At 62.5% G+C, this 25,368-nt stretch carries 23 protein-coding genes; 17 read left to right on the forward strand and 6 right to left on the reverse strand.

What is annotated here, in order from left to right:
• Positions 1 to 194: 194 nt before the first annotated feature.
• The gene (locus N6H05_RS25145) at positions 195 to 1,283 is read right to left on the reverse strand and encodes a replication initiation protein (RefSeq protein WP_279729744.1); all 1,089 of its coding nucleotides are present in this window, start codon (positions 1,281 to 1,283) and stop codon (positions 195 to 197) included.
• Between the two features lie 386 nt (positions 1,284 to 1,669).
• Positions 1,670 to 1,966, reverse strand: coding sequence for a hypothetical protein (locus N6H05_RS25150; RefSeq protein WP_284114389.1), 297 nt, complete (start codon positions 1,964 to 1,966; stop codon positions 1,670 to 1,672).
• Between N6H05_RS25150 and N6H05_RS25155 the strand changes: the two genes are divergently transcribed.
• From N6H05_RS25155 to N6H05_RS25195, 9 genes are all read left to right on the forward strand, one after another.
• Positions 1,950 to 2,276 carry a single-stranded DNA-binding protein gene (locus N6H05_RS25155; protein ID WP_284114391.1) on the forward strand — a complete coding sequence of 109 codons (327 nt, stop codon included), beginning with the start codon at positions 1,950 to 1,952 and terminating at the stop codon, positions 2,274 to 2,276. The two genes, N6H05_RS25150 and N6H05_RS25155, sit on opposite strands and share 17 nt — an antisense overlap.
• Positions 2,277 to 2,338: 62 nt before the next feature.
• A complete protein-coding gene (locus N6H05_RS25160; RefSeq protein ID WP_015449216.1) occupies positions 2,339 to 3,205 on the forward strand; it encodes a DUF7146 domain-containing protein in 867 nt (288 codons plus the stop codon).
• A gap of 66 nt (positions 3,206 to 3,271) precedes the next feature.
• On the forward strand, positions 3,272 to 5,467 hold the full coding sequence (locus tag N6H05_RS25165) for a strawberry notch-like NTP hydrolase domain-containing protein (protein ID WP_284114392.1): 2,196 nt from the start codon (positions 3,272 to 3,274) through the stop codon (positions 5,465 to 5,467).
• A 90-nt stretch (positions 5,468 to 5,557) separates the two neighbouring features.
• Positions 5,558 to 6,790 (forward strand): site-specific integrase, encoded by a 1,233-nt coding sequence (locus tag N6H05_RS25170; protein ID WP_007015824.1) that lies wholly within the window; start codon positions 5,558 to 5,560, stop codon positions 6,788 to 6,790.
• Positions 6,787 to 8,142 (forward strand): tyrosine-type recombinase/integrase, encoded by a 1,356-nt coding sequence (locus tag N6H05_RS25175; RefSeq protein ID WP_009823940.1) that lies wholly within the window; start codon positions 6,787 to 6,789, stop codon positions 8,140 to 8,142. Before N6H05_RS25170 ends, N6H05_RS25175 begins: the two co-directional genes overlap by 4 nt.
• A complete protein-coding gene (locus N6H05_RS25180; protein ID WP_009823939.1) occupies positions 8,139 to 9,143 on the forward strand; it encodes a site-specific integrase in 1,005 nt (334 codons plus the stop codon). The genes N6H05_RS25175 and N6H05_RS25180 overlap by 4 nt, the downstream gene beginning before the upstream one ends.
• Positions 9,144 to 9,326: 183 nt before the next feature.
• Positions 9,327 to 11,303, forward strand: coding sequence for a strawberry notch C-terminal domain-containing protein (locus N6H05_RS25185; protein WP_284114393.1), 1,977 nt, complete (start codon positions 9,327 to 9,329; stop codon positions 11,301 to 11,303).
• A gap of 111 nt (positions 11,304 to 11,414) precedes the next feature.
• Entirely contained in the window at positions 11,415 to 13,427 is a 2,013-nt protein-coding gene (locus N6H05_RS25190; RefSeq protein WP_284114394.1) for a ParB/RepB/Spo0J family partition protein, read from the forward strand.
• 90 nt (positions 13,428 to 13,517) lie between these two features.
• Positions 13,518 to 14,441 carry an ArdC family protein gene (locus N6H05_RS25195; protein ID WP_284114395.1) on the forward strand — a complete coding sequence of 308 codons (924 nt, stop codon included), beginning with the start codon at positions 13,518 to 13,520 and terminating at the stop codon, positions 14,439 to 14,441.
• Between the two features lie 186 nt (positions 14,442 to 14,627).
• Here N6H05_RS25195 and N6H05_RS25200 read toward each other — a convergent pair whose 3' ends face one another.
• The 3 genes from N6H05_RS25200 to N6H05_RS25210 all read right to left on the reverse strand — a co-directional run bounded on the left by N6H05_RS25200 (position 14,628) and on the right by N6H05_RS25210 (position 17,372).
• Positions 14,628 to 16,067 (reverse strand): IS1182 family transposase, encoded by a 1,440-nt coding sequence (locus tag N6H05_RS25200; RefSeq protein ID WP_284114396.1) that lies wholly within the window; start codon positions 16,065 to 16,067, stop codon positions 14,628 to 14,630.
• A gap of 292 nt (positions 16,068 to 16,359) precedes the next feature.
• Positions 16,360 to 16,752 (reverse strand): ArsR/SmtB family transcription factor, encoded by a 393-nt coding sequence (locus tag N6H05_RS25205; protein WP_076715799.1) that lies wholly within the window; start codon positions 16,750 to 16,752, stop codon positions 16,360 to 16,362.
• Entirely contained in the window at positions 16,749 to 17,372 is a 624-nt protein-coding gene (locus tag N6H05_RS25210; protein WP_004210531.1) for a peroxiredoxin, read from the reverse strand. Before N6H05_RS25210 ends, N6H05_RS25205 begins: the two co-directional genes overlap by 4 nt.
• A gap of 87 nt (positions 17,373 to 17,459) precedes the next feature.
• Between N6H05_RS25210 and N6H05_RS25215 the strand changes: the two genes are divergently transcribed.
• The 8 genes from N6H05_RS25215 to cydB are packed head-to-tail and all read left to right on the forward strand — an operon-like array spanning position 17,460 to position 24,265.
• Positions 17,460 to 18,377 (forward strand): MBL fold metallo-hydrolase, encoded by a 918-nt coding sequence (locus tag N6H05_RS25215; protein ID WP_004210532.1) that lies wholly within the window; start codon positions 17,460 to 17,462, stop codon positions 18,375 to 18,377.
• A complete protein-coding gene (locus tag N6H05_RS25220) occupies positions 18,374 to 18,823 on the forward strand; it encodes a YeeE/YedE family protein (RefSeq protein WP_284114398.1) in 450 nt (149 codons plus the stop codon). Before N6H05_RS25215 ends, N6H05_RS25220 begins: the two co-directional genes overlap by 4 nt.
• 16 nt (positions 18,824 to 18,839) lie before the next feature.
• Positions 18,840 to 19,046 (forward strand): YgaP family membrane protein, encoded by a 207-nt coding sequence (locus tag N6H05_RS25225; protein WP_004210535.1) that lies wholly within the window; start codon positions 18,840 to 18,842, stop codon positions 19,044 to 19,046.
• Positions 19,043 to 19,453, forward strand: coding sequence for a DUF6691 family protein (locus N6H05_RS25230; protein WP_004210536.1), 411 nt, complete (start codon positions 19,043 to 19,045; stop codon positions 19,451 to 19,453). The genes N6H05_RS25225 and N6H05_RS25230 overlap by 4 nt, the downstream gene beginning before the upstream one ends.
• Before the next feature lie 37 nt (positions 19,454 to 19,490).
• On the forward strand, positions 19,491 to 21,074 hold the full coding sequence (locus tag N6H05_RS25235) for a bifunctional protein tyrosine phosphatase family protein/NAD(P)/FAD-dependent oxidoreductase (protein WP_076715797.1): 1,584 nt from the start codon (positions 19,491 to 19,493) through the stop codon (positions 21,072 to 21,074).
• A 3-nt stretch (positions 21,075 to 21,077) separates the two neighbouring features.
• Complete coding sequence (locus N6H05_RS25240) at positions 21,078 to 21,863, forward strand: sulfite exporter TauE/SafE family protein (protein WP_076715796.1); 786 nt, start codon at positions 21,078 to 21,080, stop codon at positions 21,861 to 21,863.
• Between the two features lie 12 nt (positions 21,864 to 21,875).
• Positions 21,876 to 23,270, forward strand: coding sequence for a cytochrome ubiquinol oxidase subunit I (locus tag N6H05_RS25245; RefSeq protein ID WP_076715795.1), 1,395 nt, complete (start codon positions 21,876 to 21,878; stop codon positions 23,268 to 23,270).
• Positions 23,267 to 24,265 (forward strand): cytochrome d ubiquinol oxidase subunit II, encoded by a 999-nt coding sequence (cydB, locus tag N6H05_RS25250; protein ID WP_076715794.1) that lies wholly within the window; start codon positions 23,267 to 23,269, stop codon positions 24,263 to 24,265. Before N6H05_RS25245 ends, cydB begins: the two co-directional genes overlap by 4 nt.
• A 136-nt stretch (positions 24,266 to 24,401) precedes the next feature.
• On the opposite strand, the gene N6H05_RS25260 is transcribed toward cydB, so the two are convergent.
• The gene (locus N6H05_RS25260; protein WP_076715793.1) at positions 24,402 to 25,034 is read right to left on the reverse strand and encodes a tyrosine-type recombinase/integrase; all 633 of its coding nucleotides are present in this window, start codon (positions 25,032 to 25,034) and stop codon (positions 24,402 to 24,404) included.
• Positions 25,035 to 25,368: the final 334 nt, after the last annotated feature.

Consider the following 25,368-nt stretch of genomic DNA (forward strand, 5'->3'; position numbering starts at 1 on the left):
GAGAGGCCCCCTTGCGAAACTGTAGGGGGCATAGCTCAATTTGCACTTTTATGTCAATGAAAGGCTTATTTTCGCAAGTGAGTAGGCCCGGTCGGCCCAATTGCCTCGAATTGCGCCGCCAGCCTTTCGTGCACGCCTACAACCTGACCTCTTGGGGGCTAGCCACCCTGAAATTGCACCGGTGCAATTTCGGCTCAAGGGCGCCCGCGCCGCGCCAGGAAGCTCTCGCAAAAGCCGGTCCAAGACGCGATCAGTTTGGCGCCCTTCAGCTTCGCTAGCCTCTCACCCATCTGCGCGCGATAGGCGTCGGCAATCAGATCGATGTCCCAACCACCGCCGGCCGAACGGCCAATGGCCGCGAGCGTGTCCGACCCAAATCGGATCGTGCCGTTCGGGAAGGTGACCTCCCCTGCCCCAGTCTTATCCTTTGATACCAAGGCCGCCACCGCCGCCTGCGTGACGGCCTCGACGGCCACAGTCTCGACCTCGTCTTCGCGCCTCGCCTTCCTCCCCGCAGAGTGCCGAGCAATTTCATCCACGGTTGCTATCTGCTCAGGCGCATCCTTTGGCTCAAAACGAAATTCGATCTCGGCGACGGTTCGACCCTGACGGATTTCCCGCCACTCCACACGGAAATGAGCGAGCTGGTCGATTTCGGCCTTCGCCTTTTCGAGAACCTTGCGGCGCAGCTGCGCAAAGTCCTTGTAAACGTCTGGCGCGATGCCGAGCAGCGCACGCAGTGCCGTCATGTCGCCCTTCCATAGCGACTGGCGTCGATGCAACCGCAATGCCCCGATCTCGTACAGCTTTAGCGCATAGGTCGACCGAAAGCCGAGCACCGCCTGCCGGTTCAGGACCGCATAGGTCTCCGATTCCTGAATCAGTTTCCGAGCCTCGGGCGTGAACTCCCACTCGATCCACCCTGCCTCAGCGCCCTCCTCGTCCTCCACTTCTTCGCGCGATGATGAGATCAGAGAAAAGCGCAGCGTCGCCTTCTTGCCGCGCCAGGACTTATCATCGACCGCAAAAAGCGTGCGATGCAGTTCCTCGAGCATATCCGAGATGCGCTCATTGCCCTTGTGGCCGCGGCGAATATCCGCCTTTCGCATCTTGTGCGGGCGGTCCTCCCAGGCATCACCGCCCGCAGTCAAAATCATCAGCGCAAGCAAACGCGAAGCGGTCAGGCTCAGCGACTGGCCTTTGACGAACTTGACCTCAACGATGCTGCCGGGCTTGGCGAACTCGTCGCCGCCCTTGGCCTGCAGGGCGGCAGCCACCCGCATCGCCCGCCCCGGAGAAGCATCATCACCGGCGGGGGAGGGCGTTACAGCGTGGTCTAGGGCTTGTTCGTCATCCATGCCATGAAGTCTGCACCGATTCGTCCGGCGTGGAAGAAAATCTGCCTGACCTGTCCTCTTGCGTCAAGTCAGGGCAGGATAGACGGCGGTTTCGGCCCCCAAGAGGTCAGGATGGAACTTCACCCCGAAACGACAAAACACAAGGAAGTACGCCGAGTCGCGTTTCAAAGCGATCTGACCCTCGCAAACGGCCGCGCGGAGGGCGAAGAACGTCCCTGACGAGCGATATGACGAGCGAATCGCGCCCAACAGAGCCTGGCCCCCATGCGGTCAGGAAAGCCCCAACCGGTCAGGTTGCATCCCCCGATCGGTCAGGAATGAGCCCCCACAAGGGCAGGCAAAATCCCCCGTCCGGTCAGGATAGGCTTGCTCAAGCCCGCAGAAACGCTGGGCTTTCGGCTTCCCGAATCTGAATCCTTTTGAATCGGAAAAGCTTCCGCTGCGAGCAGCGGCGTTTTGATATTTTTATTTTGAGAAAGAGATTGGCGCTGCGCTTGAAGCACACCTTCAATCCCCCTGCCTGGAGGGATACGCGAAGTTGGCCGTCCACGATAGGCTTCCTCGCCAAAGGACGTCACGAATGGAGGGTGCATGATCAACTTCGCCAAGTTCGAGATCATCGGCCGGATCGGCGAAATCGATGCGCGACCGAAAGTCACCCTGCTGTCGGTCTGCGCGAATTACCGCCGTAAGGGTGACGATGACGAATGGCAGGAAGACAGTCACTGGAACCGCGTGAGTGTCTTCAGCGAGGTCCAGCGCAAGCATATCGCCGACCGAGCCCAAGTCGGGGATCTGGTGCGGATTGCCGGGCGGCTCAAGGACAGCTCCTATGAACGCGACGGCGTGACCCATTACACAACCGATCGCATCGTCGAGGAATTCGGTATCCTCGCAGCCAAGGGCATGCCTGGCTGAATTGGCGGAGAGGGGAGGGCGCAACCGGCAGCGGCGCTCCACCACTTTGCAAGGATTAGTTGATGCCCCTAGCTGCTTCCCATCGCGCCAAAGCCATTGTCGAAGCCCTCGGCGGAACGTGGCGCGGGACGCGCGGCGAATGCCGTTGCCCGGCTCATGACGATCATGGCCCCAGCCTGTCAGTGCGCCTGGGCGAACGGGCGATCTTGTTCCACTGCTTTGCTGGCTGCGATACGCGCGACGTTCTGACTGCCCTGCGCCGGCGCAAACTTCACGATGCGGTGCCGCTCACCATGCCGCGCCCGAAGGCGATGGCCGACCATCGCGCTCTCGCGCTTCGGCTATGGAAGGCAAGCCAGCCCATAGCCGGCTCGCCAGCGGCCGATTACCTTGCCGCACGCGGTCTTGCTCCTCCCTATCCGCGTTGTCTGCGCTACAATCCCCGCACCATTGTCGGGGCAGGTGACCAGCGCCGGTTCTTTCCGGCGATGATCGCTGCGGTCGAGAACGATCTGGGCGTCGTGGCCGTCCAGCGGACCTGCCTCGATCTCGCTGACATCTTGCACAAGCCCCTGTCAAAGCCGAAGATTGCCCTTGGCCTGCTTGGCAACGCGGCCATCCGTCTGGCGCCGGCCGGAGAGGAGCTTGGCCTTGCTGAGGGCATCGAGGACGCCCTTTCGGCAATGGCCTGGTTCGGAACGCCAACTTGGGCGCTGGGCGGGGTCGAACGCCTTGGACTCGTCGCCATCCCCGAACGGGTCAAACGCATCATCGTCTATGGTGATCGCGGTGCCGCCGCTGCCGCCATGCTCAAAAAAGCTCGGCCGCATCTCACAGCCCATGGACGCGAACTGGTGCTCCGCCTCCCGGAACGGCACGCGGATTGGAATGATGCTTGGCGTGTCCGCCGGGCCGCCGAGGCGGCCTGAGAGGGGAGGGGGCCTTCAGGCTGATGACCTGGCGCTGATGCCAGGTGTCAGACCCGGAGATACCCCATGGCCACACAACCCCTCGCGCTCACGCTGCCGCTCGATGATCCCGCCCGGACCGCTGCTCAAGGCATAGCCGACCGGCTGTCCGAAGGCCGTTCGGTTGCACGTAACGACCTCCTTGCCGGGATGACCTCCGCCTTCGGTGGCTCGAGCGCGGATGGCTCATGGTCATTGCGCGACGCCTATGATGTGCTCGAACTCGCGCAGATACTCCATCTGAAGAACACAACACTCCCGGCAGATGCGAATGTGCGGCTCGCCCAGCTGATCGCCATGACGGCGGCGCTTCCGACGCACAGCGTGCGTAGCGAAACGCAGGTCGCGTTCCAGCAATTCTCGACACCGGCACCGATCGGCTTCCTTGCCGCCAGGGCAGCCGCGATCACGGCACGCGATATCGTGCTCGAGCCCTCGGCCGGGACCGGGCTCTTGGCCGTACACGGTCATTTTGCCGGCGCTCGCCTTCTCCTCAATGAGATCGATGCCTGGCGCGCGCGTTTGCTGCGTCACGCCTTTCCCGAAGGCAGGCTGAGCACGCATGATGGCGAACTGATCGACGATATGCTCGATCCGCAACTGGTGCCGAGCGTTGTGCTCATCAACCCGCCCTTCTCGCGGAGCCAGGGACGGGGGCGCGACCGCCACGCTGCGCTTCGCCACCTGCGCTCCGCGCTCTTGCGCCTCGCACCAGGCGGGCGCTGCGCCGTCATTCTTCCCGATCGCATCGAGACAGGGGACGCGGATTGGCTGCACGCCACCGCGGGCGTACATCTCCGGCTGCATCTCGGCCTGCCGCCCCATGCTTATGCCAAGCACGGCACCGGGCAAGCGGTTCAGCTCGTTCTCCTCGAAAAGGGCGGGGCAGGGGATTGCGTCCCACGCCAGACCTGTACGACGTTCGGCGCTGCGCTCGCGGCCATCGATGCGATGACGACCCCGTGCGCCCCCACGCCGCAACCGATCTCCCGCCCCAGCGGATTGTTCCGGGGCCTCACGCGGCGGACCCGCCCCGTAAGCTCGCGTGTGGCGGTAACCCTGCCCACGACCCGCGCGGTCGCCTATCACCGTCTCGACGCGCCGGCGCCCGCGGGCGAACCGCAAGGGATTTACCTGCCCTATCGGCCGAGCCGTCTGCTGATTGCCGATGCCCGTGAGCACCCAAGCGCGCTGGTCGAATCGCAGGCAATGGGATCGATTGCCGCACCCCCGGTCGCTTATGAACCCGTGCTGCCGGCCAGGATCTTGGACGACGGCCTGCTCTCGGACGCGCAGCTCGAAACGCTGATCTACGCTGGCGCGGCGTTCGAGCGTGACCTTCCGGGCCGGTTCGTATCTAGCGAGGAGGGGCATTCGCTGTCGCCGGCAGAGGCCGGCAATGCCTATCGGACGGGCTTTTTCCTTGGCGATGGCACGGGCGCCGGCAAGGGGCGGCAGGTGGCGGGCGTCATCCTCGACCAGTGGTTGCGCGGCAACCGCCGCCACCTCTGGATATCCAAGAGCGAGACGCTGATCGAAGACGCGCGGCGCGACTGGTCGGCGCTTGGCGGCTTGCCGCTCGACATCCAGCATCTCAACCAGTGGAAGCTCGGCACCCCGATCGCGCTGGGCGATGGGATCCTCTTCCTGACCTATGCCACCCTGCGCTCCAACCGCGGTGACAGGGGCACGCGGCTGCGCCAGCTGATCGAATGGATGGGTGAGGATTTCAGCGGCGTCATCGTCTTCGACGAGGCGCATGAGATGGCCGGGGTGGCCGGTGGCGAGGGCCGGTTCGGCGCCACGAAAGGGTCGGAACAGGGCATCGCCGGCGTCCGCCTGCAAAATCTCGCTCCGCGCGCCCGGATTCTCTACGCCTCGGCGACGGGCGCCTCGGACGTCAACAACCTCGCTTATGCGACACGCCTCGGATTGTGGGGACCGCACACGGCCTTCGCCGATCGGCGAGCCTTCGTGGAATCGCTGCGCCGCGGCGGCATCGCGGCCATGGAGCTGATCGCCCGCGACCTCAAGGCGCAGGGCCTCTACGTCGCGCGGGCGCTCAGCTTCGCTGGCGTTGAATATGACATCCTCGAGCATCGGCTCAGCGAAGAACAGATCGCCGTCTACAATGCCTATGCCGATGCCTGGGAGATCTTATGGCGAGCTGCGCATAAGATCGCTTATCGCGAGGAAGCGGTAATGCGGAGGAGCGCGGCGTAACCGGCGAATTCCCATGATAGTGTGCGCAGTTGCTGCGCATTATATTGGTTGCGAACCTCGGCGGTCCCTGGACCAGCTGAGGAGGCAATCATGTTGAAGTTGCATGACGAGTTGATCACCGAACTCTCGAATTCGCTCACCACACAGAATTACAATCCCGTGGTCGTGGCGAACCACCGTCTCTACGCCCGCGCGTTTCTCGATTATCTGGCCGAGTGCGATATACAGGTCGAGACTGTGACGCCGCAGCAGGTCGATCAGTATTTTGGCTATGCGGTTCAGGATTTTGAGATCCAGTACGGTCGGCCTCCCAGTGCGCGTTGGCACATGTTGCCCCGCACCGCGATCGCCAAGCTCCTCCGGCTTGCTCAAGGCAATTGGCCCCCGGACGCAGAAATGATCGGTCCCGATGACGAGCATCGACATGAAATTTGCCGCGAATACGAGGCATGGCTGCGCGAGGAGCGCGGTTTGGCAAGCGCGTCCATTGCGGCGCTGATGTGGGAGGCGCGAAACTTCCTGCGATGGCAGTTCGACCGGGCCGGTGCCGCCAGCCTCGAAACGTTGAGCATCGTGGACATCGATCTCTACATGGACATGCGCGCGCCTGGTTTACGGCGCAAATCATTGGCCGATGTCGCTGAGCGTCTCCGTTCGGTGGTTCGCCATCTGCATCGGACGGGTCGCATCCCGACCGATCTGACGCCACACATCATCGGCCCCATGCTCTATGCCTACGAAGATGTGCCGTCGACGCTGGAAAGGAGCCAAATCGCCGCGGTTCTGGCGACAACGCAGGAGGACAGATCGCCACGCGGACTACGCGATTATGCGATACTTCAGCTGCTTGCCACGTATGGGCTGCGCGAAGGTGAGATATGCCGCCTTCGGCTCGATGACGTGGACTGGCGCGCAGAATCCCTCCGGATCTGCCACACCAAGACCAACGCGTACTCGTACATGCCGCTAATGGTGACTGTTGGTGAAGCGCTGCTGGATTATCTGCGCCTTGGGCGGCCCCAGGTTGAAGTGCGGGAAATCTTCGTCCGATCCTGCGCACCCTATATCGCAATGACGAACCTGTACGGCATGATCCGCGGTCGGTTGGCCGCCGCAGGCGTAGTGCCAGCAGGAAAGCGGGGGCCGCATGTCTTCCGCCACGCACGTGCGGTCGAAATGCTGCGGGCATCGGTCCCGCAAAAGATCATCGGCGACGTGCTCGGGCATCGATCCACCGAATCCACCAATACTTATCTCAAACTGGCAACAGATGATCTCCGAGCCGTGGCACTCGAGGTGCCTGGAATGGAGGTGCTGTCATGAGCGCCTGGCACGATCCCGATCGCACCGTCGTCGACGCCTTCCTGGTAAAATCGCAGTTCCGGCCGGGAAGCGTACCGACATATCGCTGGTTCCTTTGCACCTTCGAAGATGTTGCCCGCCGGCATCCGGCGGTGGACCGGCAGATGCTCGACGCCTGGCTGAAGGAGATGCAAAAACGTTGGCGATTGTCGACGCTGCTCAATCAGGTCTGCATTGTCGACCGCTTCCTCGACCACCTCGTCGAAATCGGGCTGATCGCCGACAACCCTGTTGCTGCACTTCGCCGTCGGTACAACGTCAAGCAAAGCAAGCCGATCTGGCGGGCCTTGGCTTCCCCGAATCCCGACGAATCCTTGGCCGCGTTACGACGGCCTGCGCCCTTCGGCAGCGTGCTGGGTGACTTCATGCAAGACCATGTCATGCTGATGCGCAGCCGGGGATATCAATATGAAGCGCAGGCTCACTGGCTGCTGCGGTTCGATCGGTTCCTTCAGGCCCGTCCCGACCTCGCGGAGCAACCACTTGAGGCAATGATTGCGAGCTGGGCGGCTGCCAAGCCGACCCGCAACCACGCGGCTGAATGCCAGAAGCTGGCGCGCATCCTGACCAAGGCGCGGTTCCGCCTCGATCCGACTATCCCGCCAAAGCGCTTCAATCCCCGGCCAGAGCGGGAAGTAGCGCGGGAGCATCGGCAACCGCATATCTTCAGCCCGGCTGACGTTCGGCGTATGCTCGATACCGCACGGACTTATCCGTCGCCGGACGCTCCGCTGCGGCCGTTGACCCTCTACACCATGATCATGCTGGCCTATTGTGCCGGGCTACGGCGAAGCGAGCTGGCATGGCTCGATCTTGGTGACGTGGACCTGCAATCAAGCACGATCACGATCCGGGAAACGAAGTTCTACAAGACCAGGATCTTGCCTCTATCCGACAGTGTCGCGGTCGAACTGCGCGCGTACATCGATGCGAGGCGGCGCGCTGGCGGCCCACAGAACCCGAAATCAGGGCTGTTCTGGCATGCCCACTTAAATGACCGCTACAGGCCCGAGGCGGTTACGACAATGATTACCAACGTCATGCGCCGTGCTGGGCTCAAGCCCGCTTCGGGCCGGACCGGGCCGCGGGTCCATGACCTTCGTCACTCGATGGTGGTGAACCGCATCCTCCAGTGGTACCGGTCCGGCATTAACCCTCAGGAAAAACTGCACTTCCTCTCGACCTACATGGGGCACCGGGATCTCCACTCCACGCTGGTCTACATCACCGTCACGCAGGATCTGTTGCAGGAAGCCAGTGAACGGTTCCGCGCGCTCGGCGCCCCGTGCCTTGTCACGGAGGCGCGGCCATGAGGAAAGGCAATCCATTGCCCGCGTTGTTGCGGGCGTTCTTCCAGGAGTGGCTGGCCGAGCAGCGCAGCGCGTCAATCCACACGATCCGCTCTTATCGCGACACCTGGCGGCTGCTGCTTCGGTTCGTCGCGGAGCGAAAAGGCTGCGGGGTCGCGCGGCTGACGCTCACCGACGTCTCGGCCGGCGAGGTGCGCGCGTTCCTTCATCATACCGAGCATGGCCGCAAGACCACGATCGGCACGCGGAACTGCCGACTGGCCGCCATCCGCAGCTTCTTCAGCTTCGTGGCGGACAAGAATCCGGAATACATCGCGCAGTGCTCAGAGGTCCTGGCTGTTCCGTTGAAGCGGGAGCCCACCTCCGCGCCGTGCTACCTCGAGCCCGAGGAGGTCGAGGCCATCCTCGCCCAGCCCAACCGATCGACACTCGAAGGGCTGCGCGACCATGTACTGCTCTCGTTCCTCTATAACAGTGGCGCGCGAATCCAAGAGGCGCTTGACCTCTGTCCCGAAGCAATCCGGTTCGATGCACCGAACTTCGTGCGTCTTTACGGCAAGGGGCGCAAGGAACGCATCTGCCCGCTCTGGCCAGAAACCGTGGCATTGCTCAGGAAGCTACTGGAGCGACAGCCGCGTGCGCCCGATGAGCGGATCTTCGTCAATCGATACGGTGAACCGCTAGGGGCGTCAGGGGTGCGGTTCAAGCTCAACGCCTACGTGGAACAAGCCGCGAAATCGACGCTGACCCTCCAGTCAAAACACGTTACGCCTCACAGCTTCCGGCACGCGACCGCCGTCCACCTCGTTGCCGCCGGGGTCGATATCACCGTCATCCGCAGTTGGCTCGGGCACGTCAGTCTCGATACGACCAATCACTATGCTCAGGCCAATCTGGAGACCAAACGAAAGGCGCTGGAACAGGTTGGCGCCCCGGCGGCGAGCAACGTGCCACCTTCGTGGAAGCGAGATGCCAATCTGATGGGATGGCTCGACACCCTATAGAATAATGTGAAGGACGTGGCGAAATGTTCCGCAGCTTTGCAGGACTACGCCGCGTTCCTCCGCATTACCGCTTCCTCGCGATAAGCGATCATTCACAACAATCTGCAGGCCGCGCTCGCCGCCACGCGCGTCACCGACGGTTTCAGCGGTGCCACCTACAATAGCGGCGCGAAGGCCGCGGCATTGTCGATCTTCGAATCGACCAAGCAACGCTTCTTCGGCCAGATCCTGCTGTCGATGAAGCTGCCGTCGCTGATCCCGGCGATCGCCGCCGATCTCGCGCGCGGCGACTGCGCCGTGGTCCAGCTCGTGTCGACGTCAGAAGCGATGCTCGATCGTGCCCTTGCCGACCTGTCCCCTGAGGAGCGCGCTTGGCTCGACATCGAGCTGTCCCCGCGCGAATTCCTGGTCGGCTATCTGACGGCGGCCTTTCCGGTGCGCCAGATGCGCACCTATACCGACGATAGCGGCACGGTGCGCTCGGAACCGATGATCGACGAAGCTGGGCAGCCCGTGCTGTGCCGGGAAGCGATGGCCATGCGCGACCAGCTCCTCGAGCAACTCTGTGCGCTGCCGGTGGTCGGCTCGGCGCTCGATCATATCATCGGGAATTTCGGGACGAAGGCAGTGGCCGAGGTGACGGGTCGCAGCCGGCGGATCATCGTCGATGCCGAGGGCCGTCAGCGGATCGAACGGCGCAGCGCGCGCACGAACCTCGCGGAGACCGACAGCTTCATGCGCGGCGAAAAGCGCATCCTGATCTTTTCCGACGCCGGCGGGACGGGGCGGAGCTATCATGCCAGCCTCGACGCGCCCAATCAGAGGCGCCGCATTCACTATCTCCTCGAACCCGGTTGGCGTGCTGACGCGGCGATCCAGGGGCTGGGCCGCACGCACCGTACCCACCAAGCCTGCCCACCCCTGTTTCGGCCCGTTTCCACCGATTGCCGCGGCGAACGGCGGTTCATCTCGACCATTGCTAGACGCCTCGACAGCCTCGGCGCGCTGACCCGCGGCCAGCGCCAGACCGGTGGACAGGGACTTTTCGATCCCCGTGACAATCTGGAGTCCGACTTCGCGCGGGAATCGCTCGACCAGTGGTTTCGCCTGCTGTTCCAGGGAAAGCTCCAATCGGTGCGCTTCAATCAATTCCAGTCGCTCACCGGTTTGAACCTGGCCGGCGAGGGTGGGGGGCTCACTGAGACCTTGCCCACGATCCAGCGGTGGTTGAACCGCATCCTGGCGCTGCGCATCGACCTGCAGAACGCGATCTTCGACGAATATCTGGGCTTGATCGAAGCACGGGTGGAAAAGGCCCGCGAGGCTGGCACCCTCGATCTTGGCGTCGAAACGATCGCGGCCGACCGCATTTCGATCCTCGACCGCACGGTGATCCGGTGCGATCCCGTGAGCGGCGCCGAAACCGAAATCTTGCGCATCGAAACCGAGGAGCGATATCGACCGCTGACCGTGGAGCGCGCGCATTGGCTTCTGGCCGACCCGGAAGCGCGTGGGTTAATCAACCCGCGTTCCGGTAAGGTCGCCATTTGCCGGCCGACCTTCTCGCTGACGGACGAAGAGGGGCGGACCGTGCGCCGCTACGAGCTGGTGCGTCCAACGCGCACCGAACGGCACCGGCAGGACCTCTTCGCCGAAACCCATTGGACCGACGCGGACTGCGCGAACTTCGATGAAGCCTGGCAGGCCGAATGCGACGCGATGGCCGCGCAGACGCGTACGCAGATCATCTATCTGGTCACGGGCCTGCTGCTTCCGGTGTGGGGAAAGCTGCCCGACGATCATGTCCAGGTCTGGCGGTTGACGAGCGATGACGGCCAGTCGCTTCTCGGGCGTCTTATTCCGGCGCCGCTGGTGGAGCGGATCGCCAGCGCATTCGGCATCGCCGCCCATGTCGCGATCGATCTAGGCGCGCGGGTCGAGCACGTTCGCACCTCGGGCGAGATCATGCCGATCGGGTCGCTTCGGCTGAAGCGGGCCTTGGTCGCCGGCGACCAACGCCTCGAATTGCTCGACTGGAAGTCCGACGCCCTTCCTCATCTCAAGGCGGCGGGCTGCTTCACCGAGATCATCCAACACCGCACGCGGCTCTTCGTCCCACCGAGCCGCGCCGTCGAGATCCTGGACGGACTCGCAGGCTGAACAGTGGCAGCGTCAAGCGATCGAAGAGAGGGGAGGGGGCCTTCGGCCGGGTGGGCCTGAGTGGCTCAAGCCGGCCGACGACGTCGGCGCAACCCTCGAAGGAGATAACCGATGATCCAGTCCGTGAAGGTCAAGAACCTCTCGCTCTCCAAGGATAATGTCCGCAAATCCAATCGCGATGCCGACCTAGACAGTCTGGCCGAGAATATCGCCGCGCATGGCCTGTTGCAGAATCTCGTGGTCACGCCGCTAAAAAAGGCGGGGCACTTCACCGTCAAGGCGGGCGGCCGCCGCTTGCGGGCGCTCCAACGCCTGATTGAGACGAACCGGCTTGCCGCGGACCATGAGGTTCAGGTGCTGGTGCTCGAGGATGATGCCGGATCGGCCGAAGCGAGCCTTGTCGAGAATTTCCATCGCGTCGCGATGAACCCGGCGGATGAATGCTCGGCCTTCAAGCACTTCCTCGACCGGGGTGCGAGCGGCGAGGATGTGGCGAAACGCTTCGGGGTCACGACCCGCTTCGTCGAGCAGCGGGTCCGGCTTGCCGAACTGGCTCCCGTCGTCTTCGCGGCGCTTGCCGCAGGCGAGATCACGCTCGGGGTCGCACAGGCTTATGCCGTCACGCCCGATGTCGACCGCCAGGCGCGTGTGTTCGAGAGCATGAGCCGGTCCTATTATGGTGACAATCCCGACAATGTCCGCCGTGCGCTCCTCAACGGGACGGTGAAGGCGACCGATGCGAAGGCGCGGTTCGTTGGCCGCGATGCCTATGTCGGTGCGGGCGGCCGGATCGAGCGCGACCTGTTCGGCGATGATGCGGACGAGAGCTGGATCGACGTGGAGATCATCGAGCAGCTTGCCGCCCAGAAGCTCGAAGCAGCGGCACAAACACTCGCAGCCGAGCAGAAGCTGGCATTCGTGACACCGGTCCTCGCGACCCATGTGCCCTATGACATAGAGTGCCAGCTCTACGAATATCATCCGGCGCTGCGCGAATTGAGCGAGGACGAGCAGGATCGCGTCGACAGTCTTTCCGATGAGGGCGATGCGCTCATCCGTGAACTGGAAACCGAACTTGAGGACGGCACACCAGAGGCCGAGGCGGCTTCGGTGCGGCTCGCCGACATCGAGCGGGAACTCGATGCGATCGAGGCGGCGCGCACGATGGTCGACGATGCGGTCAAGGACCAGCTGGGCACCTTCATCTATCTTGCCCCTGACGGCACCCCGCGGGTGCACAGCCGCATGTTCAGCGAGCGCGCCATTCGTCAGGCGGGAGAGGACGGCGAACCCGAGGCGCCGTCCGGCAAGGTCGCGACCTCCCGGCTCAGCGCGACGCTGGTCGACGAACTCGCGACGCAGCGGCGGCAGATCCTGGCGTCCCATGTCGCCTCGGACGCGGGGTTCGCGCTCGACCTCGCGATATTCCTGATCGCGCACCGGACCGTGTTCGCCAGCGGCTATGTCCGGGACCACTCGACGCTGCAAGCGGCCGCCGCGAGCTTCTCTATCGTCGGCTTCCGCGACGAAGGCAGCGCGGCCAGCAACGTCCTGGCCGAACAGCGCCAGGGGCTCGATGTGAGCTGGGCAGGCGGGAACACGCTGTCGTCGCGTTTCGATGCCTTCCGGCAACTGGATGAACAGGCGCGCGCCGATTGGCTTGCCAATGTCGTGGCGCAGACGCTCGAACCGACGCTCAACGTCGACGATGGCGGGCGCCGCAACGGCTTCCACGATCATCTCGGACGTCTGCTCGACATTGATGTCGCGCAATGGTGGCGGCCCGATGCCCAGAACTTTTTCGGGCGCGTGAAGAAGGACGTCATGCTCGAAGCCCTTGAAGAGATCGGCGGGCCAGTGCTGCGCGGCCGCTACAAGGACGCCAAGAAGGGTGACTTGGCCAATGCCTGCGCGGCGCTCTGTTCCGGGCAGGGCATCGTCGAGGCCGAAGTCCGGGAAAAGGCGCTCTGCTGGCTGCCTGACGAGATGCGGTTTGGCGCGGTGGAGAAGCCCGAAAGCTTCCACAGCTATTCCGCCTTCCTCAGCGACAAAGACGACAGCGACCGCGGGGCAGGGGAGATCGCCCCCGATGGCGATGCTGATGACCTCGACCAGGCGGCCTGAGACCAACGCGTAATGGCGGGCGGCGCTTTTGCGTCGCCCGCAGTCCTTCATCGGCGGCACTGGCCGCCGCTCTTTCGCGGAGTATCCACCATGACTCGATCATCGGGCCGGCCCTCGCCGGCCGAGACCATCACGTGCGCCATCATCGACCGACTCGAGGCCGGTGTGCGACCCTGGGTGCGGCCCTGGCGTTCGTGTGCGGCGCAGGGGCGTCCGCTGCGGGCCAATGGCGAGCCGTATCGCGGCATGAACACCTTTTGGCTGTGGCTGGCTGCTGAGCAATGCGGTTATCGGTCACGCCATTGGATGACCTACCGCCAGGCGCAGACCCTTGGCGGGCAGGTCCGTGCCGGTGAGCAGGCGCAATTTGCAATCTTCTACAAGGCCTATTCGAAGAAGGTCGATTCCAGTGAGCGTCCCGGTGAGCTGGTCGATGAGCATCGCCGGGTGATGCGGTCCTATGCGGTCTTCAATGCAGACCAGATCGACGCGCTGCCGTCCGATTTCTATCCAGAACCGTTATCGCTCGTCCCACCGGGCGACCGGCTCGATCCGCGGGCACAACGCTTCGTCGATCGCCTGCCGGCGCGGCTGCGGACCGGAGGCGATCGCGCCTATTATAACCTGCGCGCAGACCTCATCACGATGCCGCCCGTCGAACAGTTCGACACGCGTGCTGCATGGGCGGCCACGTTCGCGCACGAGGCTGGTCACTGGACGGGTCATCCAGACCGGCTTGCCCGATCCTTCGGCAAGCGCTTCGGCGATCAGGCCTATGCGTTCGAGGAGTTGGTGGCTGAACTGACGGCAGCGCTGGTTGGCGCCGATGTGGGTCTCCCAACCACCCATCTCGACGATCATGCGGCCTATATCGGTTCCTGGCTTTCGATCCTGCGCAGGGATAATCGTGCCTTGCTCACGGCGGCGGCGCGGGCAGAGGAGGCCGCGGGTTACTTGCTGCGCGCAACGGGTCTTGCCCGCGAGGATGGGACAGAGGAACAGGCCGCTGCTTGAGATGGTGGATAGTGTTACCTGCTTATGTGATCGTTGCGATCGCGGATCCTGACCACAGTCTGCGCCTTTCGGGGAGTGGTCGGCAATCGCCAGATGTCTGCTCCCGACCGAGGCTGTGTAAAAACGCATTACCACGCCAGTACGTTGTCGAGATGCCTGTGATGTTGTTTTGGCGAGTTCGTGTGATCAGGCTCTGATCGCCTGGATCAGAGCCTGCACGCCGAAGATCTGGATCATGCGCTTGATGTTGTAGGCGAGGACCGAGAGGCTGATTTCGGTTCTGACCTTTTCGAGACCTTTGGTGAGGAGATGGGCGCTACCGATCCATGACTTGAGCGTTCCGAACACATGCTCGACCGTTCGTCGCCGCAGGATCATCGCATCGGGCATGCGATCGAGCCGGGCCTGCATGGCATCGAGGACGCCTTCATTATCCCAGCGCTTGAGGCGCTTGGTCTTCTCTGGCGTGCAGCGCGGCCGCAGGGCGCAAGCATGGCAGGCAACCAGATTGCGATAATGGCTTATATCGTCGCGCCTGTCGGATCGCGTGGCGCTCTTGGTCAGCATCGCACCGGCAGGGCAGCTATAATGGTCCTGCTCGGGATCGTAGATAAAGTCGTGCCGGCTGAACATTCCGGTCTTGATGCCGATCGCGGTGTGGGTCTTGGGGATGCAGGGCAGCACGCCGGTTCCTTCACAGGCCAGCACCTGATCGCCGTTATAATAGCCGCGATCGGCGATGACGGTGATCTCATTGGCACCCATCGCTTCCTTGGCGCTCAGCCCCATCGGCACGAGTTGGACACGATCATTGCCTTCGGTGACGACCTCATGAGCGATGATCAGGTGATGCGTCGTATCGACGGCAGCTTGTACATTATAGCCCACGATGCCGGTGCCGCGACCGCTGCTGTTCATCGAGCGCGAATCCGGATCGGTGAGCGATACCTGATGATCGGGCGCTGCCGCCACCTGGCTTTCCATATCTTTGAGGAACTGCATGTGGCGGCGCAGTCCCGCCAGCTTCTCCTCGATCCGGTCGGTTCTGGCCTCGGCGACATCGCCGGGTTCACGATCCGCCCGGTCGAGAGCAGCAAGGTAACGCTCGATGCTGGCGTCCACCTGCTCGATACGCCTGGCAACCTTGTTCGCCGTGAAGTTGCGATCCCGGTTGTTGACCGCCTTGAACTTGCTGCCATCGACCGCGACCACCGCCTGACTGAACAGGCCCAGTGACCGGCACAGCATGACGAACTGGCGGCATACCCCGCGAAGGGCCGCCCCATTGTCGCGACGGAAGTTGGCGATGGTCTTGAAGTCGGGCGCGAGCCGTCCGGTCAGCCACATCAACTCGATATTGCGCTGCGCCTCACGCTCGAGCCGTCGGCTCGATTGAACCCGGTTCAGATAGCCGTAAAGGTAGATCTTGAGCATCGTTACAGGATGGTAGGCCGGGCGCCCAGTATCGGCCGGCGTCGCTCCGGAAAAGCCCAGCGCCTGCAAATCCAGTTCATCAATAAAGGCTTCGACCAACCGGACCGGATTATCCTGCGACACATAATCTTCAAGCGATGCTGGCAGAAGAAAATCCTGCCGCCGGTCTGCCCCCTCAACGAAACGGCCCATCTCAAAGCCTCCCGAATGTCCGGGGGAAACCTATCATATCATCGCGTTTTTACACAGCCTCGACCAGAACGCGTCTTTCGGTACGACAAGGAATATGTCCGTTTATACCAAAACCTGCCGCTCCAACTGGCGTAAATCCACCCCGGCGCAATCGCTGCGTTAATCGGCACGACGTGCGCCGCGCTCTCTTTGCGCCGCAAGGTGCGGGGCGAACCGATTATCATTTGGTTCCCGAACCGATTCCGGTGTGGCCCTTTCAAATTTGGAACCAGGGAGTTTTCGGCAGAAAATTTCAATCGATAATTTGAGCGAAGCCGGCAACACCCTCAGGAGATGGCGGACGCTTTGTCGGATGTGAAGGCGTGCGCAGATCGTCGACTTGACCCAGCCCCCCAAAAATCGCTTCCATCGTTCGGACACATAATGCGACGCCCTCGTCGGCAAGCGTATACCAGACCAACTTGGCCTCCTTGCGCGTTTGAACGAGATTGGCGCGGCGCAATTCGCCGAGCTGCTGGCTTAGTGCTGGTTGAGCGATCTGAGTTGCTTCACCGATTTCCGACACGTTGCGCTCACCGCGCAACAGACAGGAGAGGATCATGAGGCGCTGAGGTTGCGCAAAGACCTTGAGCTTGTCGCATGCGACGGTCGCAGCATCGCGGTCCTCGTAAAATGCGGCCGTCATGGCGCGTCCACGAAGCGGCAGAACCAGTCCTCGCGATCTTCATCAATGTCGGATGGGGGACTGAGTAACGGTTTCCCTTCGCGCCATCCTTCAGGAGCCAGGGTTTGGGCGTTGCTCACAGCCTTCAACGCTTTAAGCATCCGCAGCATCTCATCAACCGAACGCCCCACATTATGGGGATAGCAGGTAATCGCTCTAATGACGCCTTCAGGGTCGATGAAGAAAGTCGAGCGCATCGCCATGCTGTCGGCCGATTGCTCATCGATCATGCCATAGGCACGCCCGATCGCCATGCTCGGATCTTCAATTATGGGAAAGCGGACATCGGCGTCCAGCGTCACACGGATCGCCCGGACCCACGCCAAATGCGAGTAAAGGCTATCGACGGATAGCCCCAACAGTGACGTTTCGAGGGCTTCAAATTCCGACTGACGCCGGGCGAGTTCAGCGAATTCCGTGCTGCAGACGGGCGTGAAGTCTGCCGGATGGGAAAAAAAGAGGACCCAGCGTCCGCGCAGCTTGGAAAGCTGGATCTCGCCTCCCGTCGAGCGGGCGCGGAAATCCGGCGCGATCTCTCCAATGCGCGGTGACCGGCTCTCCGTTCTTTGTGCGATTTCCATAGCGCTTCCTTCGACACTCCCGCCCCTTGACGCAAGAGGGTTAGTCAATTACACGATATGTGTAAATATGAATTCATGAGGTTTTCCGTGACCGACTCCGCGCTTGCAGCAGCCTCGTCGCAAATCTCTGCCGCTCAGGTTGGCATTCCCCAGATCAAGGCGTTCTTCGACGAGCCGACCTTCACGGTGACCTACGTCGTGCACGATCCAGAGAGCCTTCGCGCCGCGATCGTCGACAGCGTTCTGGATTATGATCCGGCTTCGGGGCGCACATCTTTCTCCGCAGCCGAGGCGGTGCTCGCCTACGTCAAGGAAAAGGGGTTATCCGTCGACTGGCATCTGGAGACCCACGCCCACGCCGATCACCTCTCGGCCGCGCCCTATCTGCAGCAGAAGATCGGCGGAAAGATCGCCATCGGCGAGCACATCGTCATCGTGCAGGAGACATTCGGCAAGCTGTTCAATGCCGGTACCGACTTCGAGCGCGACGGCTCGGACTTCGATCGCCTTTGGAAAGATGGCGACCGTTTCCGCATCGGCAATCTCGATGTCACGGTGTTGCATGTCCCGGGGCACACGCCAGCTTGCATTGCTTACGTGATCGGTGACGCCGTCTTTGTCGGCGATACCATGTTCATGCCCGACTACGGCACGGCGCGCGCCGATTTTCCCGGTGGCGATGCCCGCACCCTCTATCAATCTGCGATGCGGCTTTTGTCACTGCCGCCGGAGACGCGGCTCTTCATGTGCCACGATTATCTGCCGGAGGGGCGCAAGGACTATGTCTGGGAAACGACCGTAGAGGCCGAGCGCAAGGCCAACGTCCATATCCATGAAGGGGTAAGTGAAGACGAATTCGTCGCGATGCGCGAAGCACGCGACAAGACGCTCGCGATGCCGCGCCTGATCCTGCCTTCTGTCCAAGTGAACATGCGCGCGGGGCACTTGCCGCCGGCCGAGGACAATGGCGTCATTTATCTCAAGATCCCGGTCAACGCGGTATGATGCTGCCCGGCTTCCCTAATGTCATGCCCGTTGCGGGGCTGGCAGGCGGCCTGCTGATCGGTCTTGCCGCCGCGATCATGCTCCTCGGTCTTGGTCGCATTGCTGGCGTCAGCGGCATGCTCGCCCGAGCGTCGGGCATTGCCGATAGGGGCGCGCCGCGCGCCGTCGCGCTCGCCTTTGTTATCGGGCTGCCCGTGGGAGCGCTGCTCGTCACGCTGACTTCCAGCGGCGCCAGGCCTCTTTTCACAGGATCGATCCTGCAACTGGCCATTGCCGGACTGCTCGTGGGTTTCGGCACGCGCCTTGGTTCAGGCTGCACGAGCGGTCACGGAGTCTGCGGTCTCTCCCGACTTTCGCGCCGATCGATGGTCGCAACGCTGACTTTCATGGTCAGCGGCTTCGCCACGGTCGGGCTGATGCGCGCTTTCGGTTTCATCAATGGATAGTCGGAGGACACCGGGCATGAAAAAGAATATGGGAGCGGTCGACCGGGTGCTGCGCACCATCATAGCCTTGGTGATCGCTTATCTCTGGTGGACCGGAACGATCAGCGGCGGCCTCGGTGTCGCCCTGGCGATCCTCGCAGCTATATTTCTTCTGACAAGCGCGATCAGCTTCTGTCCTCTGTACCGCCCGCTCGGCCTTTCAACCTGCGGCAGGGCCAAGTGAAGATCCCCGCCATATCGTTGCTTGCCGGCCTCCTGTTCGGAGCGGGGCTCACCGTGTCGGGCATGGCTGACCCCGCGCGCGTGCGCGCTTTCCTCGATCTGTTCGGGGCGTGGGACCCCACGCTTGCCTTCGTAATGGCTGGTGCGATGATGCCTATGGCGATCGCCTGGCTGATCCAGAAGCGGATGCCCAAGCCGATCGCCTGCGACGCCTTCGACTTGCCTGGCACAAGCCTAATAGATGCCAAGTTGCTTGGTGGAGCGTCGCTGTTCGGAATCGGTTGGGGGATCGTGGGCCTATGTCCCGGCCCCGCACTCGCCGACCTTGCCATCGCGCCATTCGAGGCGGGGATTTTCGTGGTCGCCATGCTCGCCGGCATGATTTTGCACCGCATCACCACAAAATGAAAAGAGGCCCGCTTCGGAGCGGGAGCGAGGAGAAGCCATGAACATCAAGCCGCTCAACCAGGATTTCGCTGTCTCCCCGCAGATCGCACTCGCCGACATCCCTGCGATCATTGCGCAAGGCTATAAGGCGATCATGTGCAATCGACCCGACGGTGAGGAACCGGGCCAGATCGCCGCCGCGCAAATAGGTGAAGCTGCCGAACGACAGGGCCTGCGCTTTGCCTATGTCCCCGCAATCTCCGGAGCGATCACTGATGCGAATGTCGCGGCCATGGCGGATGCGCTTGCGCGCCTACCTAAGCCGATTCTGGCCTTTTGTCGCTCCGGCGCACGATCGACGAAATTGTATGAATTGGTCTCATCGCAAAATCCTTCGGCACCTGGCGCCCGAGTTCACGATGTTGTGATTGTCGGCGGTGGCGCGGCCGGGATTGCAACGGCGTCCAGCCTCCTGAAGCGCAATCCCAAGCTGGATATAGCGGTGATCGAGCCTTCCGAGGAGCATTACTATCAGCCTGGCTGGACGATGGTTGGCGCGGGTGTCTTCCACAAGGATTTCACGCGCCGCACCGAAGCGCAGGTCATGCCCAACCGAGTGGCCTGGATCCGGGCCGCCGCCTCAGGCTTTGCTCCGGATGAAAACAAGGTGATCCTCAGTGACGGCAGCGAAGTCCGCTACCGCATTCTCGTTGCCTGTCCCGGCATTAAACTGGACTGGGATGCGATACCCGGCCTCGCCGATGCAATCGGCAAGAACGGCGTGACCTCCAACTATGGCTATGATCTGGCGCCCTACACCAACCGACTGGTGAAGGAATTCAAGAGCGGTCGGGCGCTGTTTACCCAACCGGCGATGCCGATCAAATGTGCGGGCGCGCCGCAGAAAGCGATGTATCTCTCCTGTCATCGCTGGGAAAAGGCGGGCGTCCTGCAAGACATCGACGTCCAGTTCCACACCGCTGGCGCGGTGCTGTTCGGCGTCGCCGCCTATGTTCCGGCGCTGATGGAATATGTCGAGCGCTACGGGGCCCACCTCAATTTTGAATCGAAGCTCGTCGCGATCGACGGCGGCGCAAAGGTGGCGACGTTCGAACGCAAGGATGGCGAAGACACCCGGCGCGTCGAGGAGCGCTTTGACATAATCCACGTCGTGCCGCCGCAGGTCGCGCCCGATTTCGTACGCACCAGTCCGCTCGCCGCAGCCTCCGGCTTCATCGAGGTCAACGAGGCGACGCTGCAACATGTGCGCTATCCTAATGTCTTTGCATTGGGCGACGCCTGCTCTGCCTCGAATGCTAAGACTGCCGCTGCTGCACGGAAGCAGGCGCCGGTCGTCGCGGTCAATGTTCTTGCCGCGCTCGAGGGCAAGCCGCCGGTCGCAGACTATGACGGCTACGGGTCCTGCCCGCTGACGGTCGAGGCGGGCAAGATCGTCCTCGCCGAGTTCGGCTACGGCGGGAAATTGCTGCCCAGCTTTCCCAATTGGCTGATCGACGGAACGCGGCCCTCGCGCCTGTCCTGGCTCCTCAAGGACACCATCCTGCCGCCGGTTTACTGGCATGGCATGCTCAAGGGCCGGGAATGGATGGTCGCGCCGCACGCAATCGAAGCGGCGCACTGAGCCATGCTTGAGCCGCTTCAATATGCCCTCGGCGGACTGTCAGGTGCGCTGGTGGGCTTTGTCCTCGGGCTTGTCGGGGGCGGCGGGTCGATCCTCGCCGTGCCGCTGCTGCTCTATCTCGTAGGTGTCCGCAATCCGCATGAGGCGATCGGCACCAGTGCATTGGCCGTCGCGGCCAATGCGCTTGCTGGCCTCTGGAACCATGCCCATGCCCGCACCGTGAACTGGCGGTGCGGGGGGATCTATGCTGCTGCCGGCGTCGTCGGTGCGCTCGGCGGCTCAACGCTCGGCAAGAGCATCGATGGGCACAAGCTGCTGTTCCTGTTCGCGATCCTGATGATCGTTGTGGCAGTCCTGATGTTTCGCGGTCGCGGCGACCAGGGCGTCGAGGGCGCGCAATGCAATCGGGAGAATGTCGGCAAGGTTGTCAGCTATGGTCTCGGGACCGGCGCCTTTTCCGGCTTCTTCGGGATCGGCGGCGGTTTCCTCATTGTGCCGGGGCTGATCGCCTCGACCCACATGCCCATCCTGCGCGCGATCGGCACCTCGCTCGTCGCGGTCGCGGCCTTCGGCCTGACGACAGCGCTCAACTATGCGCTTTCGGGCTACGTCCTTTGGGGTCTGGCCGGCGTGTTCATCGTGGGCGGCATTGTCGGGAGCGTCATCGGCACGCGTGCATCGCAGGTACTGGCCGCCGAAAAGGGCCGGTTGAACAGCCTCTTCGCAGTCTTCGTGCTCGTCGTTGCCATCTACATGCTATTCAAGAGCTGGTCCGAACTCGCCAGCTGAACGGGGATATTCATGGACGCCATCATTCTCGCAAGGGCGCAATTCGCCTTCACGGTGAGCTTTCACTTCCTCTTCCCGGCCTTTTCCATCGGGCTGGCAAGCTATCTGGCCGTGCTCGAAGCTCTGTGGCTGAAGACCGGCAAGGGCGTCTATGCGAACCTGTTTCGCTACTGGCTGAAGATCTTCGCCGTCGTGTTCGCGATGGGCGTCGTCTCGGGCATTGTCATGTCCTACCAGTTCGGCACCAACTGGTCAGTGTTCTCGGACAAGGCGGGACCTGTCATCGGACCGCTGATGGCCTATGAGGTGCTGACCGCCTTCTTCTTAGAAGCCGGATTCCTCGGGGTCATGTTGTTCGGGATCAATAAGGTCGGGCGCAAGCTGCACTTCGTTGCGACGCTTGCAGTCGCGCTGGGGACTTTTATTTCCGCATTCTGGATCCTGTCGGTCAACAGCTGGATGCAAACGCCCGTTGGCTATGAGGTCGGCGCCAACGGCCAGTTCCTGCCGGGGCCAAGCTGGCTGACAATCATCTTCAATCCCAGCTTCCCCTATCGGCTCTTTCACACAGTCCTTGCCGCCTATCTGACGACCGCGTTTATCGTCGGCGCGGTGGGTGCCTGGCATCTTCTCAAGGACCGCAGCAATCCCGGCGCGCGCAAGATGTTCTCCATGGCCATGTGGATGGCCGCGATCGTCGCGCCCGTCCAGATTTTCGCGGGCGACATGCATGGCCTCAACACGCTCGAACATCAGCCGGTGAAGGTCATGGCGATGGAAGGGCATTTCCAGAGCCATCCGCATGGCGCGCCCTTGATCCTGTTCGGCATTCCCAACAGCGCGAACCAGCGGGTGGATTATGCCATCGAAATACCCAAGGCATCCTCGCTCATCCTGAAGCACGACCCCGATGCGCCCCTGAAGGGTCTCGATATGGTGCCGCAGGCTGATCGTCCGCCCGTCGGCATCGTCTTCTGGGCGTTCCGGGCGATGGTCGGCATCGGGTTCGCGATGCTCGGGATCGGCGCCCTGAGCCTCATCGCACGCTGGCGCAAGGCGCTTTATGACTGGCCGCTGCTGCATCGCTTCGCCGTGCTGATGGGGCCGTCGGGACTGATTGCGGTGCTGTCCGGCTGGATCGTGACGGAAGTCGGGCGGCAACCCTTCACGGTCTATGGGTTGCTCAGGACCACGCAGAGCGCTTCGCCGCTCGATGCCCCGGCGGTGGCCTCGTCGCTGCTGGCATTCGTTATCGTCTATTTCACCGTGTTCGGCATGGGTATCTGGTACCTGCTTCACCTGATGAAGAAGCCGCCCGAGGCGCATGAAACCCCGCTGGGCGATGCGCCCATCCGCAGCGCGGGGATCACCCCGGCGCCGGCCATCATCGAGGGAGCTTCGGCATGATCGACCTCACTGTCATCTGGGCCTGCATCATCGGCTTTGCGATCATAGCTTATGTCGTGATGGACGGCTTCGATCTTGGCATCGGCATCCTGTTTCCGTTCTTCAAGGTTGGGCAGGACCGCGACACCGCGATGAACAGCATCGCGCCGGTCTGGGACGGCAACGAAACCTGGCTGGTAATGGGCGTCGGCGGCCTGTTCGCGGCATTTCCACTGGCCTATGCCATCATCCTTCCCGCGTTGTACGCGCCGATGATCGCGATGCTGCTTGGGCTTGTATTCCGCGGCGTGGCATTCGAGTTCCGCTGGCGCGATCCGGCACATCGGGCGTTCTGGGACAAGGCGTTCACGACGGGGTCGGTCATCGCCACCTTCGCGCAAGGCATTGCGCTGGGCGCGCTGCTGCAGGGCATCACGGTCCGGGGGCGCAGCTATGCCGGGGGCTGGTGGGAATGGCTGTCGCCGTTCAGCCTGCTGACGGGCGTCGGCCTGCTCGTCGGCTATGCCCTGCTCGGGACTTGCTGGCTCAACTGGAAGACCGGAGGCGGCCTGCAGCGGCAGGCGGTGACCTATGCCGGGCGGCTGGGGATCGGCCTGCTCATCATGATCGGCGCCATCAGTCTCGCGACGCTGAGGCTCGAGACGCAATACTATCATCGTTGGCTGAGCTTCCCCGGCGTGCTCGCAACTGCGCAAGTGCCGCTCGCCACGCTCATCGTGACATTCCTCTTCTATCGCAGCCTCAGGCTGAAGCGCGATGTGCAGCCGTTTCTCTGGGCGCTCGCCCTGTTCGGGCTTTGCCTGACCGGTCTGGGCGTTTCGATCTGGCCGGACGTCGTCCCGGCGCGCGTGACGATCTGGGAAGCGGCGGCGCCGGTGCGCAGTCAGGTGTTCATGCTGGTGGGGGCCGCCGTCATGTTACCTGTCATTCTGGCGTATACGGCATGGTCCTACTGGGTGTTCCGTGGCAAGGTCGGTACGGAGGGCTACCACTGATGCCGTTGTGGCTAAGCCGGCTTGGTTGGTTCGCTGGCATTTGGGCTGTGAGCGTTCTTGGTTTGGCGCTGGTGGGAGCCTTGATCCGCTGGTGGCTACGCTAAATGGCCCCTCGCCATAGACGAGGAGCCGACACTCAAATTTCGGTATTTTCCGCGAGAGCGAGCGCGTCTTCCACGTCGATCCCGAGATAGCGTACCGTATTCTCGATCTTGCTATGGCCGAGCAGGATCTGAACGGCGCGAAGGTTACCAGTGGCCCTGTAGATAATCGATGCCTTCGTTCGGCGAAGTGAGTGCGTGCCATACTCGCTTCGCATTAAACCGACACCTGTCACCCATTCATCGACAAGTCGGGCATACTGGCGGGTGCTGAGGTGTCCATGATGGTCGACCCTGCTGGGAAAGACATAATCGTCAACGGTGCCGCCGCGCCGCTCGAGCCATGCAAGCAAGCTGGCTCGAGCATCTGGCAGAAGTTCGAATTGAACGGGTCGACCTGTTTTTTGCTGCATGACGATTGCCCGCGTTCGGATCTGCCCGCCGCTGACCAGGTCGCCGATCTTCATCTGCACCAGGTCGCAGCCCCGAAGCTTGCTGTCGATCGCCAGATCGAACAGTGCCCGGTCTCGCAGGCGGCGGCGCTGATTGAGATAGAATCGGATTTCCCAAATTTGCTTCGGCTTGAGAGCCCGCTTTGCACCCACGGTCCTTCCGGCATTCCAAACCGGGCGCTTGGCGGCGGTGACTTTTGTTTCAGACATTTCCATGATCGCTCTCCTATGACCACATTGGCCATCTGCAGAACGCTCGCCGATAAAGATGCGCAGGAGTGGCTATGCGGCTCATGCGACCAGCGTAGGCCGTTCGTCGGGAGGTGTGGGAACGTCGGCTTGTAATCAGGGCTGCCGTTTAACATGTCACAGGCGAACGACGGCTTTGTCGAAGGGTTTCGGGCGCCGGCAGGCGTACGAAAGTCTTACAAGTACGACCCGCGGTGAGGCTCGCCCTGGTCTATGGGTAAAAGGGCTTTGGTGTTGCTTGGTTTGGCTGAAGCAAGCCTGCCGCCCAGCCTTTGTTGGGCGGAATAGCGTGGAAGTCAGA

The organism is Sphingobium sp. WTD-1, assembly GCF_030128825.1.
Classification (GTDB): domain Bacteria; phylum Pseudomonadota; class Alphaproteobacteria; order Sphingomonadales; family Sphingomonadaceae; genus Sphingobium.